This window comes from Curtobacterium sp. BRD11 (assembly GCF_031844345.1).
GTDB lineage: Bacteria > Actinomycetota > Actinomycetes > Actinomycetales > Microbacteriaceae > Curtobacterium.
In genome coordinates this window covers 394,736-407,472 of sequence record NZ_JAUZUZ010000001.1, presented here as the reverse complement: position 1 = coordinate 407,472, position 12,737 = coordinate 394,736, and the positions used below count along the sequence as shown (strand labels likewise).

Annotated in this window: 14 protein-coding genes; 9 read left to right on the top strand and 5 right to left on the bottom strand. The window is 69.7% G+C overall.

Translation table 11 applies throughout. From position 1 onward, the window contains the following. Window positions 1-77 precede the first annotated feature (77 nt). Together Q9R28_RS01805 and Q9R28_RS01800 are read right to left on the bottom strand one after the other, a co-directional pair. Window positions 78-1,046, bottom strand: coding sequence for a beta-ketoacyl-ACP synthase 3 (locus tag Q9R28_RS01805; protein WP_209682805.1), 969 nt, complete (start codon window positions 1,044-1,046; stop codon window positions 78-80). A 137-nt stretch (window positions 1,047-1,183) separates the two neighbouring features. After that, window positions 1,184-1,576 carry a ChaB family protein gene (locus tag Q9R28_RS01800; RefSeq protein WP_251160281.1) on the bottom strand — a complete coding sequence of 131 codons (393 nt, stop codon included), beginning with the start codon at window positions 1,574-1,576 and terminating at the stop codon, window positions 1,184-1,186. Between the two features lie 129 nt (window positions 1,577-1,705). Here Q9R28_RS01800 and Q9R28_RS01795 point away from each other — a divergent pair, with 129 nt between their 5' ends. Continuing rightward, window positions 1,706-2,677, top strand: a complete 972-nt coding sequence (locus Q9R28_RS01795) for an aldo/keto reductase (protein WP_066654088.1) — start codon at window positions 1,706-1,708, stop codon at window positions 2,675-2,677. A gap of 201 nt (window positions 2,678-2,878) precedes the next feature. Here the strand turns inward: Q9R28_RS01795 and Q9R28_RS01790 are convergent, their stop codons facing one another. Together Q9R28_RS01790 and zapE are read right to left on the bottom strand one after the other, a co-directional pair. Beyond that, entirely contained in the window at window positions 2,879-4,153 is a 1,275-nt protein-coding gene (locus Q9R28_RS01790) for an ammonium transporter (protein ID WP_209682810.1), read from the bottom strand. 259 nt (window positions 4,154-4,412) lie between these two features. After that, the gene (gene zapE, locus Q9R28_RS01785) at window positions 4,413-5,363 is read right to left on the bottom strand and encodes a cell division protein ZapE (RefSeq protein WP_081985283.1); all 951 of its coding nucleotides are present in this window, start codon (window positions 5,361-5,363) and stop codon (window positions 4,413-4,415) included. 191 nt (window positions 5,364-5,554) lie between these two features. On the opposite strand from zapE, the gene Q9R28_RS01780 reads away from it, so the two are divergent. The 8 genes from Q9R28_RS01780 to Q9R28_RS01745 all read left to right on the top strand — a co-directional run bounded on the left by Q9R28_RS01780 (window position 5,555) and on the right by Q9R28_RS01745 (window position 10,959). Beyond that, on the top strand, window positions 5,555-6,466 hold the full coding sequence (locus Q9R28_RS01780; protein ID WP_311205348.1) for a sulfurtransferase: 912 nt from the start codon (window positions 5,555-5,557) through the stop codon (window positions 6,464-6,466). Beyond that, window positions 6,463-6,912, top strand: coding sequence for a SufE family protein (locus Q9R28_RS01775; RefSeq protein ID WP_251155417.1), 450 nt, complete (start codon window positions 6,463-6,465; stop codon window positions 6,910-6,912). Before Q9R28_RS01780 ends, Q9R28_RS01775 begins: the two co-directional genes overlap by 4 nt. 144 nt (window positions 6,913-7,056) lie before the next feature. Then, a complete protein-coding gene (locus Q9R28_RS01770) occupies window positions 7,057-7,791 on the top strand; it encodes a hypothetical protein (RefSeq protein ID WP_251154998.1) in 735 nt (244 codons plus the stop codon). 69 nt (window positions 7,792-7,860) lie between these two features. Next, window positions 7,861-8,382, top strand: a complete 522-nt coding sequence (locus Q9R28_RS01765; protein WP_066654081.1) for a hypothetical protein — start codon at window positions 7,861-7,863, stop codon at window positions 8,380-8,382. Between the two features lie 127 nt (window positions 8,383-8,509). Beyond that, the gene (locus tag Q9R28_RS01760) at window positions 8,510-8,896 is read left to right on the top strand and encodes an Imm26 family immunity protein (protein ID WP_251161057.1); all 387 of its coding nucleotides are present in this window, start codon (window positions 8,510-8,512) and stop codon (window positions 8,894-8,896) included. 140 nt (window positions 8,897-9,036) lie between these two features. Next, window positions 9,037-9,441 (top strand): hypothetical protein, encoded by a 405-nt coding sequence (locus Q9R28_RS01755; RefSeq protein WP_251161058.1) that lies wholly within the window; start codon window positions 9,037-9,039, stop codon window positions 9,439-9,441. After that, entirely contained in the window at window positions 9,438-10,655 is a 1,218-nt protein-coding gene (locus tag Q9R28_RS01750) for a DUF6188 family protein (protein WP_251161059.1), read from the top strand. The genes Q9R28_RS01755 and Q9R28_RS01750 overlap by 4 nt, the downstream gene beginning before the upstream one ends. 151 nt (window positions 10,656-10,806) lie before the next feature. After that, window positions 10,807-10,959, top strand: a complete 153-nt coding sequence (locus tag Q9R28_RS01745) for a hypothetical protein (RefSeq protein WP_158407750.1) — start codon at window positions 10,807-10,809, stop codon at window positions 10,957-10,959. Between the two features lie 531 nt (window positions 10,960-11,490). Here the strand turns inward: Q9R28_RS01745 and Q9R28_RS01740 are convergent. Continuing rightward, on the bottom strand, window positions 11,491-12,714 hold the full coding sequence (locus Q9R28_RS01740; RefSeq protein ID WP_311205347.1) for an alpha/beta fold hydrolase: 1,224 nt from the start codon (window positions 12,712-12,714) through the stop codon (window positions 11,491-11,493). Window positions 12,715-12,737 lie beyond the last annotated feature (23 nt).

Genomic DNA, 12,737 nt, shown 5'->3' with positions numbered 1-12,737 from the left:
CTGCCGATGCCCGACGTCCGGCGACCGTCGACTGATGACGCCCGTCGACGGGCCGCCTCCGTCAGCGCGTCACCGGGTCACGACCGCCGCTTCGGCGTCCGCACCACCTGCCCGGCGTGCGCGAAGCCCCCGCCGAAGCCGAACAGCAGCGCCAGGGTGTCCTCCGGCAGCTCCCCGCGGTGCCACGCCTTCGACAGCCCGAGCGGCACGCTCGCGGCCGAGGTGTTCCCCGACTCGACCACGTCGCGCACGACGTACTTGTCCCCGCCGCCGAGCGCCTCGGCCAGCGGCTCGATGATGCGGAGGTTCGCCTGATGGAAGGCGAGGACGCCGATGTCGTCGAGCGTCACTCCGGCTGCGTCGACGACCGCGCGGGCGTGTCCCTCGGCCTCCGTGATCGCCCAGCGGTAGATCGACCGACCCTGCTGCGTGAAGTACTCGGGGTCGCGCGTGACCAGCACGGCCTCGTTGAGGTGCGGCACGCTCCCCCATGACACGGGTCCGATCTCCGCGGTGTCGGCAGCACCGATCACCACGGCTCCGGCACCGTCGCCGACGAGCACGCATGTCGAGCGGTCCGTCCAGTCGGCGATGCTGGACAGGGTCTCGGAGCCGATCACGAGGGCGGTGTCCGAGGCGCCGACGCGGATCGACTGGTCGGCGAGGGCCATCGCGTACTCGAAGCCGCTGCACGCCGTGTTGATGTCGATGGGTGCCGGACCGTTCGCCATCCCGAGCGCCGCGGCGACCCGTCCGGCCGTGTACGGCGACCGCTCGCGGTGCGTGGTCGAGGCGACGATCACGAGCCCGATGTCGGAGGGCTCGAGACCGGCGTCGGCGACGGCCATCCGACCGGCCTCGATCGCCATCGACACGACGCTGTCGTCAGGGCCCGCGATCCGGCGGGTCCTGATGCCGGTGCGGGTGGTGATCCACTCGTCGTTCGTGTCGACCATCGTCGACAGTTCGTCGTTGGTGAGGACCCGGTCGGGTTGGTGGTGGCCGAAGCCGAGGATCCGGCTGCCACGGAGTGCTGGCGTGTTCACCCGCGGCACGCTACTCCCCTCGGTCCACGGCGCATGCCGGGCGGAGCATGCTCGAACGAGTCGACAGCCGGTCCGGACGCCGCGCAACCGCTGCCGTCGCCGGCGCGGTCACCCCCACGCGACCGTCGCCGGTCCGGTCACCGCCGCGCCGCTGCCGTCGCCCGGTCGTTCGCCCGCTTGATCGCCTGGACGAGTTCGTCCTTGTCCATCGTCGAGCGGCCGCTGACGTCGAGGCGCTTCGCGACCTCCATCAGGTGCGCCTTCGAGGCGTTCGCGTCGACGCCGCCCTGGGTCTCCCCGGAGCCGCGCGTGCCCTCCGCGCCGGAGTCCGACGGACCGGAGGAGTCCTTCTCCTCCCAGTGGTCGCCGACCTTCTCGTACTCGTGCTTGACGGCGGCGTAGGCGGTGCGGTGTGCGCGCTCTCCCGGACCGTACGTCTCGTTCGCCGAGTCGAGCGTCTCGGCGAAGATGTCCTGCGCGTGCTCCGGCGACCGCTGCAGGGTGCTGGGGATCTCGTCCTTCGCGGGCATGGTGCGTCCTTCCGTGTGGGGTCCATCGGCCGCGCTCCGTGGAGGACGGCTCGTCCCGTTCTACGCCGGGCGCATGACCGGCACCCGCAGGGCCTGGTTCGCACACCCGCACCCGCGTAGACCGGAGGCATGGACTACACACACCTCGGACGGACAGGGCTGTCGGTGTCACGAGCGGTGCTCGGCACGATGAACTTCGGACCGGAGACCAGCGAGGACGACTCGCACGCGATCATGGACCGGGCGCACGAGCTCGGCGTGAACTTCTTCGACACCGCCAACGGCTACGGCGGCTCGGTGGGCAAGGGTGCCACCGAGGAGATCATCGGCCGCTGGTTCGCGAAGGGCGGCGGTCGACGCGAGAAGACCGTCCTCGCGACGAAGGTCTACGGCGAGATGACCGACTGGCCGAACGGCGGCAAGCTGAGCGCGCTGAACATCCGGCAGTCGCTCGACGCGAGCCTCCGTCGGCTGCAGACCGACCACGTCGACCTGTACCAGTTCCACCACGTCGACCGGGCGACCCCGTGGGACGAGATCTGGCAGGCGATCGACGTCGCCGTGCAGCAGGGCAAGGTGCTCTACGTCGGATCGTCGAACTTCGCCGGGTGGCACATCGCGCAGGCGCAGGAGGCAGCCGTACGCCGGGGCAGCCTCGGCCTGGTGAGCGAGCAGTCGATCTACAACCTCGTCGTGCGCGACGTCGAGCGCGAGGTCCTGCCCGCCGCCCGTGAGTACGGCCTCGGGGTCATCCCGTGGTCGCCGTTGCAGGGCGGACTGCTCGGCGGGGTCATCGAGAAGACCGAGAACGGCTCCCGGCGCCTGTCCGGCCGCAGCGCGGAGTACGTCGAGGGACACCGCGACCAGCTCACCGCGTACGAGTCGCTCGCGAAGGAGCTCGGTCACACCCCGGGCGAGCTGGCCCTGGCGTGGCTGCTGCACCAGCCCGGTGTGACGGCGCCGATCACCGGCCCGCGCACGATGGAGCAGTGGGAGTCCGCGGTGCGCGCCGTCGACATCCGACTCGACCAGCGCGCCCTCGACCGGCTCGACGAGATCTTCCCGGGCCACGACACCTCGCCGGAGGACTACGCCTGGTGACCTGACAGCACGGCGCACCAGGCGCCGTGGTCGCGACCACCGGACGGGAGGCGCGGTGCGGGTCCGCCCCGCACCGCGCCTCCCGTGCGTGGCAGGCGCCACGCGCCGTGGTCGCGACCACTGTGACCGGCACCGCACAGGACGACGGGCCCCGCGCCTGCTGTGTGCGCGGGGCCCGTCGTCATGCGGGTGGTGCGGTGTCTAGCGGACCGCGACCGGGGTCTCGTCGCGCTCCTCGTAGAGCACGTAGCCCTCTTCACCGTGGACCGCGGTGTCGATGCCGGCGACCTCGTCCTCGGTCTTCACGCGGAAGCCGATCGTCTTCTCGATGGCGAAGCCGATCACGAAGGCCAGGACGAACGAGTAGACCAGGACGGCTGCGGCTGCGACGGCCTGCTTGCCGAGCTGCTCGAAGGAGCCCGAGTAGATGAGACCGGTGTCGTCGGCGAAGAAGCCGAGGTAGAGCGTGCCGAAGATGCCGCCGACGAGGTGGACGCCCACGACGTCGAGCGAGTCGTCGAAGCCGAGCTTGTACTTGAGGTCGATCGCGAAGCAGCAGACCACACCGGCGAGGAAGCCGAGCAGGATGCCCCAGCCCGGGGTGAGCGCGGCGCAGGCCGGGGTGATCGCGACGAGACCGGCGACGGCACCCGAGGCAGCACCGACGGAGGTGGCCTTGCCGTCCTTGAGCTTCTCGATGAGGAGCCACCCGAGGATCGCGGCGGCCGGAGCGGCGAGCGTGTTCACCCAGGCGAGGGCGGCGATGCCGTCGGCGGCGCCCTCCGAGCCGGCGTTGAAGCCGAACCAGCCGAACCAGAGGATGGCTGCACCGAGGAGCACGAAGGGCGGGTTGTGCGGCTTGTGCGCGCCCTTGGCGAAGCCGACGCGCTTGCCGAGCACGAGCGCCAGGGCGAGACCTGCGGCGCCGGCGTTGATGTGCACCGCGGTGCCACCGGCGAAGTCGATGACGCCCCACGTGGCGAACATGCCCGAGGTGAGGTTGAAGACCCAGGAGGCGACCGGGAAGTAGACGACGGTGACCCAGACGCCGGCGAAGATCATCCACGCGCCGAACTTCGCGCGGTCGGCGATCGCGCCGGAGATCAGGGCGACGGTGATGATCGCGAAGGTGGCCTGGAAGCCGACGAACGCCATCGACGGGTACGCAGCGTTGATCGTCGAGGCCTTGGCCTCCTCGAACGCCTGGCCGAGGCCGATCTGGTTCCAGTCGATGCTGAAGAACCCGACGATGCCTGCGACGTTCGTGCCCTCGCCGTGGTTCGCGAAGGCGATCGCGTAGCCGTAGAGCACCCAGAGGACGCCGACCAGGGCGATCGCTCCGAAGGACATCATCATCATGCTGATGACGGACTTGGCCTTCACCAGGCCGCCGTAGAAGAAGGCCAGGCCGGGTGTCATGAACAACACCAGCGCCGCCATGATCAACACGAATGCCGTGTTGCCCTGATCAAGCATCTGTTCACCTCTCGCGATTGCAGTGCGGCTCTCGGGACCGCCCTCGGGTGCTGACGAGTCTGGCGAGGCGACGTTTCGCGAGGGAGCACGATGTGTTTCGCGGGTGTAACGCGTGGGGCTCCCGTGTGAACGGTGTGTTTCCGGACACCGGATGACGGGTCCGACACCGCTGACGGGACGCCGCGAGGGCCGGACGGACGCGCGCGTCGGACGGGAGGCCCGTGGCGGTGTCGCCACGGGCCTCCCGTCCGACGGTGGCTCAGTCGGCCGCGCGGGACAGCGCGACCACGCGCGACGCGGCCCGCAGGTACTTCTTGCGGTAGCCGCCGTCGAGCATCGCCTGCGGGTACACCTGGTCGAGCGGCGTACCGGACGCGACGATGCGCACCTGCGCGTCGTAGAGGCGGTCGACGAGCGCCACCCAGCGCAGTGCGTCGGTCTGGTCGGTGAACGCCTGCACGTCGGTGAGCCCGACGGCGTCGAGCCCGTCCACCAGCGCGACGTACTTCGACGGGTGCACGGTCGCCAGGTGGTCCACGACCGCCCGGAAGTCGTCGAGCGTCGTCGCACCACCGGGCAGTGCACCGACGACGTCCCCGACCACCCGCGCCGACTCGTCCACGGCCCGACGGCGGTAGTCGAGCCCGTCGATCCGCATCGTCTCGAACCGGTCGGACATCGCCTGGATCTCGCGCAGGAAGTCCTGCGCGGCGAACCGGCCCTCGCCAAGCGCACCGGGCGGGGTGTTCGACGTCGCCGCGAAACGCGTGCCCGACTCGGACAGCTCCTTGATGAGTCGGGTCATCACCATCGTGTCGCCCGGGTCGTCGAGCTCGAACTCGTCGATGCACACCAGGGACGTCCCACGGAGCAGGTCGACCGTGCCCTGGAACCCGAGCGCGCCGACGAGCGCGGTGTACTCGATGAACGTACCGAACGTCTTCCGCGACGGCTCCGCGTGGTAGGCCGCGGCGAGCAGGTGCGTCTTGCCGACACCGAACCCGCCGTCGAGGTACACGCCGGAGCGCGCCGGCTGGACCGGCTCGCGGCGGCGGCCGAACAGTCCGCGCCGCGCTGGCTCCGGCCGCGTCGCGACGAAGGCCTCGACCGCGTCGCGCACCGCCGCCTGCGACGGGTACTCGGGGTCCGGCCGGTAGCTGGCGAACGACGCGTCGGCGAACTGCGGCGGCGGGACGAGCGCGGCGGCCATCTGCTGCGGCGTCACCTGCGGATCACGGTCGACGAGGTGTGCAGGCAAGTGTGGCCCCTCCGGGAAGCATGTCGTGCGGTGTCACGTTGCAGGTGGCGGTCGGTACGTCCGCGTACCGTTGCCCGCGGGCACCGAGGACCGATCCTATGCCTCGCCCGCCCCGCTCGTCCCGCAGCCTGGAGGTACCCCCGATGACCGCACCGGTCGACCCGTCCGAGAAGTTCGCCGCCTACGCCCACCCCGAGCGCCTGGTGTCGACCGAGTGGCTCCAGGAGCAGCTCGACGCCGGTGCCGGGTCCCCCGACCTCGTGGTCGTCGAGTCCGACGAGGACGTCCTGCTCTACGAGACGGGCCACGTCCCCGGCGCGGTGAAGATCGACTGGCACACCGACCTCAACGACCCCGTCCAGCGCGACTACATCGACGGCGAGGCCTTCGCCCGGCTCGTCGGCGGCAAGGGCATCGGCCGCGACACCACCGTCGTCATCTACGGCGACAAGAACAACTGGTGGGCCGCGTACGCCCTCTGGGTGTTCACGCTGTTCGGCCACGAGGACGTCCGGCTGCTCGACGGTGGCCGGGCGAAGTGGATCGCCGAGGACCGCGCGGTCACGACCGACCGCACCGAGGTCACACCGGTCGAGTACCCCGTCGTGGAGCGCCGCGACGAGCAGGTCCGCGCCTTCAAGGAGGACGTGCTCAAGCACCTCGGCAAGCCACTCATCGACGTGCGCAGCGCCCCCGAGTACTCCGGCGAGCGCACCACGGCCCCGGACTACCCGGAGGAAGGCGCCCTGCGCGCCGGACACGTCCCGACCGCCGTGAACATCCCCTGGGCCACCGCGGCCGCTCCCGACGGCACGTTCAAGAGCCGGCAGGAACTGGACGCCGTCTACCGCGACGGTGCCGGCATCGGGGATGCCGACGAGGTCATCGCCTACTGTCGCATCGGCGAGCGCTCGAGCCACACCTGGTTCGTGCTGCAGCACCTGCTCGGCTACGACAACGTCCGCAACTACGACGGTTCGTGGACCGAGTGGGGCAGCGCCGTGCGCGTCCCGATCGCCACGGGCACCGAGCCGGGTACCGTTCCCACCCGATGAGCACCGAACTCCCCCGTCCCCTCGCCGAGATCCGCGACGACTTCCTCGAACTCTCGCAGCAGGACCGCCTCCAGCTGCTCCTCGAGTTCTCCGACGAGCTGCCTGCGCTGCCCGAGCGGCTGCAGGGGCACGAGGACGAGCTCGAGCGCGTCGAGGAGTGCCAGTCCCCCGTCTTCATCACCGTCACGGTGGGTGCGGAGGGCGATGCGCCGGACGTGGTCCGGATGCACGCGACGGCGCCGCGCGAGGCACCGACCACCCGTGGCTTCGCGTCGATCCTGGCGCAGGGGCTGTCCGGGTTGTCCGTACCCGAGGTCCTGGCGGTCCCGGTGGACTACCCGCTGACGCTCGGACTCACCGAGGCGGTCAGCCCGCTGCGGATCCGGGGCATGGTCGGCATGCTCGGTCGGGTGCAGCGGCAGGTGCAGGCGGCCGCTGCGGACTGATGGCGGTCTCCTGACGGACGGGAGGCGCGGTGCCGGCCGGCACCGCGCCTCCCGTTCGTCACTCTGTCCGTACGCGATATTTCCCCTCCTGGTCATCCGCCCTCCTGCCGTGCCAAGATCGAGGAGTCATCGGGGGGAGACATCATGGCGAAGGTCCACGGCAACGATCCGACTGGGTACTCGTACGGTGACGCCGACGCACTGAAGACCGCGGCGCGCAACCTGGCGTCCGCGATCAACGGACAGACTGCGACGCGTGCCGCTGCGGTGACGAGCGCGGGACGCGAGTTCCGCGGGTACTTCTCGCAGGTGTTCGCCGACAACGCCGGCATCGCCTCCCGCAGCGCGAGCAAGCTCTCGGACGCGCTGTCGTCCCTGGTCGGCTTCGTCGACGAGCTGCGCGAGGCGGCGAAGCAGGAGGACCGACGACGGGCCGACGCCAAGGCGTGGGAGGCTCGGAAGCGCGAGCGCGAGGAGAACTTCTTCGTCGGTGCCGCGCACGAGGTGTCGACGTGGTTCGGCGCCGAGGACGACCCGAAGCCCCCGGAACCCGAGCCGGAGCCCCAGCTCCAGGCCGATGCGGTCTCGGTCCGCAGTCGCACGATCCCGGCGGGCGGTGGCGGCAGCGGGGGCACGTCGTCGGCGGTGCCGGCCGATCTCCGATCGTTCGCCTCGAGCACCCGTGGTGCCGACGACTCCCTGTCCGGCGCGGTGTCGTCGTTCCGCAACGCCCTGGCCGACTACGAGTCGGGGTGCAACACGTGCTGGGGCACGCTGCACGCACAGTCCCTCGTGACGGCGGTGCAGGACTGGCTCACGGACAACGGACACGACGCCTCGTGGGCGTCTCGGCGGTCCGACCAACAAGGGCAATCCTGATGGGTTGCTCGAGAACAAACGACACCAGATGCGCGAGGCGCGCTACCAAGCAGCAGGAGGGGATCCGTATTGAGTGCTTCGAAGGACGTCCTGGAGGTCAGGGTCAGCGACGTCTTCAGTGTGAAGATTGACGACGATCGCGCCTATGTCGGTCAAGTTCTGCATGTCGGCGAGGGTGCGGTCTTCGTCGTTGTCTTCGACCACCTCGTTCGGCATCCGGTCGCGATCCCCGATGCGCTCGCCGCGCTGATGCACCCGCCGATCGTGGCCAGTTGGACCCACGACGCGCGATTCCGGCCGGGAATGTGGGAAGTGGTCACCCAGGCGCAGACCGACAATCGGCGGTATCTGCCCGCTTCCACCTGGGGGCTGCCAGAAACCGGGGGCGTCCGACTTACGAGCTTCGATGAGACGAGGACCCGCGCGGCGACCGCCGAAGAAGCCGCTACCATCCCTCCGAGAACGACGCGATCGCCCATGCTCATCGAGAAGTTCCTGATGATGGCTGCCGGTGTGGCACCCAGAAATCCCGCTCTCGAGAAGGTGCGCTGGGTGCCGATGCCATCATCGTCGGAACTCTTCCCGGACTGAGTTCGGCTTGTACCGGGGCCAGCGTCAACGTCTCGCGATCGCCTCGCCAATGGTACTGGAGAGGGCTTTCGAGGCTCACCACAGCATCGGTCGCTTGATGTTGAACAATGCGAGGAGCGTCTCCGACGTGTCCATCGGCGAAGTGTTCACGATTCCCGTCGACGACCAGCGCCGCTCGGCCGGCCAGGTCGTAAGCGAGTACATATCTGCTCTCTACGTCATCATCCTCGACCGAATCTTCGGAGCTGACGAGGACCCGTCGCTCAGACTCGACGATCTGACGGGGTCGGAACCGCTGTTTTCCCGGCTGATCTTCGACTCCCGATTTCGACCAGGAATGTGGGAGATGATCGGACACGCTGCCGCCGACTCTGAGCGGTATCTGCCTGCCTTCACCTACGGGGCTGCCGAACTCGATGGCGTCAAGATCACGAATTCAGCGGCTCCGAGGTTCGGCATGCGACAGAATCCGAGTCGAAGGAGATTCCCCGTCGCGCGATCGACTCGCCGCTGATCTTGGAGAAAGCCATCCAGGCACATCACGGCATCCGTCGCTGGCTTCCGGCTTTCGAAGAAGTTCGGCACCGACCGGGGATAGCGTCGGCGAAGCTGTTCGATTGATCGTGCATCTCGGCATCAGACCGGAGTTCTGACATGCAAGAAGTGTTCTTCCTCTCGTCCATGGACAGCCTGCGGTTCTCGTCCGTCTTCCGGTGCGAGGTCGAACGACCGGTCGAGCTCCCGAACGGTCGTCATGCGCTGATGGTCAGCTGCGATCCACCCGTCCACGGTCAGGAGCTCGGTCACCCGCTCGGCATCAGCGAGTTGTTGCTGTGGAGTCGGTTCGAGGACGAAGACCTCTGGACGTTCCCCGCCTTCCCGCACTTCGTGCAGATCTGTCTGCCTGACGTCGACCAGCCTGCCCATGACATGCCTGCGAGCATCGCCTGGGGTGAGATCTACAAGACTGAGGCGGACGCGCGGATGCACGAGCTGGCCGCTCAACCTTCTGAGCGAGCACGCACGAATCCGGACCGCCCGCGGAAGAGCGAACGATGAGCGAACTGGCCATCGAGGACGTCCCCCTGCTCCTCGTCGGAGAGACGATCGACGCCATCTGGGTCGACTACTCGCTCCGACTCCTGCTCTCGAACGGCGCCACCGTCATCCTCGAGTGTCCGTTCTCCCTCGGTGGGTCACCGGACACCGCAACGATGATCGATCCGGAGGGCGACAAGTCGGGGCTGGTGCCGGCTCTCCGCCTGCACACGCTCGTGGTCACCGAGGCGCACGCCACGGGCTCGACGCTGTCGATGACGTTCTCCGACGGCTCGCGTCTGACCGCCGGACCGCACCCCGAGTTCGAGTCGTGGCACTACATCGGACCGGAGACGCCCCCGACCAGGATCATCATCATGCCGGGCGGGGGCCCTGCCATCTGGCTTCACCACCCAGAGACCGAAAGCGGCCTTCTGTCCTTCCGGACACGGCCGTCGGACGAACACCTGCTCCCCGCGTTCCACGACGTCTTCACATCGCTGACCGTCCCACCGCTCCGGTGGCTCGTCACCGATCTCGACATCGTCGTGCGCTCGGGATCGACGGTGAACGTGCACGAGTGGGACCGTCGTCTCAGAGCAGCACCGCCACCTGGCCTGTGGTTCTCACACGACGAGATGCTGACGCTCGTCCGTGACAACGACCAGCTGATCGACGGCGAGTTCTTCGGCGTCCCGTTCGGCGCCGCGGCTGACCCGGCCCGGGCGGTCCTCCGCATCGACTTCTTCCACAGCGGCGAGGCCTCCGTGGTCCTGGATCCCTCGGTCATCGGCGTCTCGGAAGCGTTCGAGCGGCTGTTCGGTCCGGAGGTCGCGGTACCCTCGATCGGCACTCGAGACGCTGACCTCGCCGCGTACCGCGTCCAGTCGCTCCTGCTCGCGTTCCTCGACACGCTCCCCGCGCCGGGAGCGGCGGAACTCCGACAGCAGGCCGAGGCGGTGCGAGCCGTCCAGGAGACAGCTCCGAGGATCTGGGACGTCGTGCTCGCGGAGACACCCCGAGCCGACTTGCCCGACGGTCGTCTGCCGGGATCGCTGGCCTACCGCACGGACGAGGCACCGCTCGCGGGTGAAGTCCTCGTGTGGATGCTCGACGGCCGGATCGACTCCTTCGAGCTCCCGTGGTTCACGACGGAGATGCCGGCCGAACTCCCCCGGCCGGACCAGCTCATCCGCGCCGCGGACGAGGGCGACGGAGGTCACGGTGTCCGGTAGTCGGCACGGCCACAGCCGACACGCTCCGGCTGCTCCCCGCATCCTCGTGGAGGCATGACGTGACGACCTCCGGCACGAGCGTGCCACTGCTCCGCCTGACCCTCCCCAGACGCCTCGACGTCCCACCCGAGCCCACGAGATCCTGGACGCCGTGCCGGACGACGCGGACGTGCTCGGGTACGACGCCCCTGCCGCCGCGATCGCCCGCGCACTCCGCCGGAGCAGACGAGCGGGGACGCCCCGCGACGATGCCCTCGTGACGCCCCTCGACGAGCTCGGGCACGACCCGGTGCTGGTCCGGTAGGTCGACCTCGGCGACGAGGTCCTCACGGTCCTGCTCCGGGCGTCGGACGGCGCGTTCCTGTCCGCTACGGTCACTGACCGTACCGCCGGGGTCGAGACCATCAGCGCCGCTGAACTCGCGACGCTGCTCGCCGCGACCGCGGCACCCGGCGCTGACCGGGCCCTCGAACTCGTCCGACTCCTCGCGCCCGACGACCGCATCAGACTCTTCGAGCAGGGCGCTCGAACGACCGCGGAGACGTTCGCGACCAAGTACGGTCTGCCCGCCGAGGGGGGGGTTCACGGTCCTCGACCTCGAGTCCTTCGTCGCCGCAGTGGCACGCTTCGACGCTGACGACCTCCCCTTCTGCGCTCTCGACGCTCCCGGAGTGGTCGCGACCGTCGCGTTCACACCGGACCGCGCCGCGGTCCTCGCGACGACGATCGCGCGACGTCTGCCGCACGACCAGGACGACGACCGACCCTGACCCAGGACGGCCGGGAGGCACGGTGCCAGCTGGCACCGTGCCTCCCGTCCGACGATCGTTCGCGTCTACCGCGCGCTCGTCGCGTCCGTCGGTTGCACCACCTCGGTGAGCCACGCGAGGATCCGTGCGTCGAACCAGTCGGCGTCGTGGTTCCAGAGCTTCGTGTGCCGCGCGGTCGTCTGCACCTCGAGCCGGACGATGTCCGGCCGGACCCGCGCCAGTTCGTGCGACGCCGATGACGGCACGAACCCGTCGTCGTCGCTGTGCAGGATGAGGATCGGCACGTCGAGCTCGTCAGCTCGGGCGACCATGTCGAGTTCCCGGAGGTCCACCGGGTGGTGCAGCCCGGCGACGTGGTGCAGCACGGGCGTCCGGAGGATGCGCTGGGCGACCTTGCGCACCGGGCGCGGGAGCTTCAGGACACGGCTCTGCGACTCGAGCACCGCGTGCCAGTCGACGACCGGCGACTCGAGCACGATCCCGTCGACGAGCCCGGCGAACCGCGACCGCACGAGGGTCTGCAGGACGACCGCACCGCCCATCGACCATCCCATGAGCACGACGCTCCGGGCCTGCTGCGCGGTGAGCCAGCGGAGCACGCCGTCGACGTCCTCCCACTCGGTGCTGCCGAGGCCGTAGCGTCCGTCCTCGCTGCGCGGGGCGACGCCGTCGTTCCGCCACGAGGCGAGGACGACCGAGTAGCCGGCGGCGCGGAAGACCGGGACGGCGCGGATGGTCTCGGCGCGGGTGACCCCGCGACCGTGCACGAGCACGGCCCAGGGCGCGTCGGGGTCGTCGGCGCGGACGACCCACGCCGGCGCGGCGCCGTTCGGTGTCGGGATGTCGACGTCCTCGACGGGCACGTCGAGCTCGCCTGGCGTGAGGTAGAACCACCCGCCCCAGCGCCCGCGCCGAGCCGCGGTCGGGTCGCCGGCGTCGATCGCGATGATGCGACGCGTGACCGTGGTGTCGGTCGTGCCGAGCACCTCGCCGACGCGCAGGTGCCCGGTACCGCCGCCGAACCACAGGCTGTAGCGCCCCTGCAGCTCGGTGTCGGCGGTCCGTTCGAGCGTCACGGTCATCCGACCGGTGTCGACCGCGTGGATCGGGACACGCTCGACGCGCTTCCGGTCGGGCGTGACGACCGCCCGGGCGACGGCGGCGACGAAGCCGCCGATGACCGCGGTGGTGACCGCAGCGGCCGCGATGCCCGCGCCGAGCGCGACGACCCCGGCCGATCGTGCGGTCTCCTGGGCCACGTCCTCGGCGGGTCGCGCTGATCGGGACATGGTCCGGAGCCTAGTCTGCAAGC

Bases quoted from the DNA above. Each gene is read 5' to 3' on its own strand.
- Q9R28_RS01800 (WP_251160281.1), bottom strand. From the start codon at position 1,576: ATGCCCGCGAAGGACGAGATCCCCAGCACCCTGCAGCGGTCGCCGGAG.
- Q9R28_RS01755 (WP_251161058.1), top strand. From the start codon at position 9,037: ATGCAAGAAGTGTTCTTCCTCTCGTCCATGGACAGCCTGCGGTTCTCG.
- Q9R28_RS01775 (WP_251155417.1), top strand. From the start codon at position 6,463: ATGAGCACCGAACTCCCCCGTCCCCTCGCCGAGATCCGCGACGACTTC.
- Q9R28_RS01795 (WP_066654088.1), top strand. From the start codon at position 1,706: ATGGACTACACACACCTCGGACGGACAGGGCTGTCGGTGTCACGAGCG.
- Q9R28_RS01750 (WP_251161059.1), top strand. From the start codon at position 9,438: ATGAGCGAACTGGCCATCGAGGACGTCCCCCTGCTCCTCGTCGGAGAG.
- Q9R28_RS01740 (WP_311205347.1), bottom strand. From the start codon at position 12,714: ATGTCCCGATCAGCGCGACCCGCCGAGGACGTGGCCCAGGAGACCGCA.
- Q9R28_RS01790 (WP_209682810.1), bottom strand. From the start codon at position 4,153: ATGCTTGATCAGGGCAACACGGCATTCGTGTTGATCATGGCGGCGCTG.
- Q9R28_RS01780 (WP_311205348.1), top strand. From the start codon at position 5,555: ATGACCGCACCGGTCGACCCGTCCGAGAAGTTCGCCGCCTACGCCCAC.
- zapE (WP_081985283.1), bottom strand. From the start codon at position 5,363: ATGGCCGCCGCGCTCGTCCCGCCGCCGCAGTTCGCCGACGCGTCGTTC.
- Q9R28_RS01770 (WP_251154998.1), top strand. From the start codon at position 7,057: ATGGCGAAGGTCCACGGCAACGATCCGACTGGGTACTCGTACGGTGAC.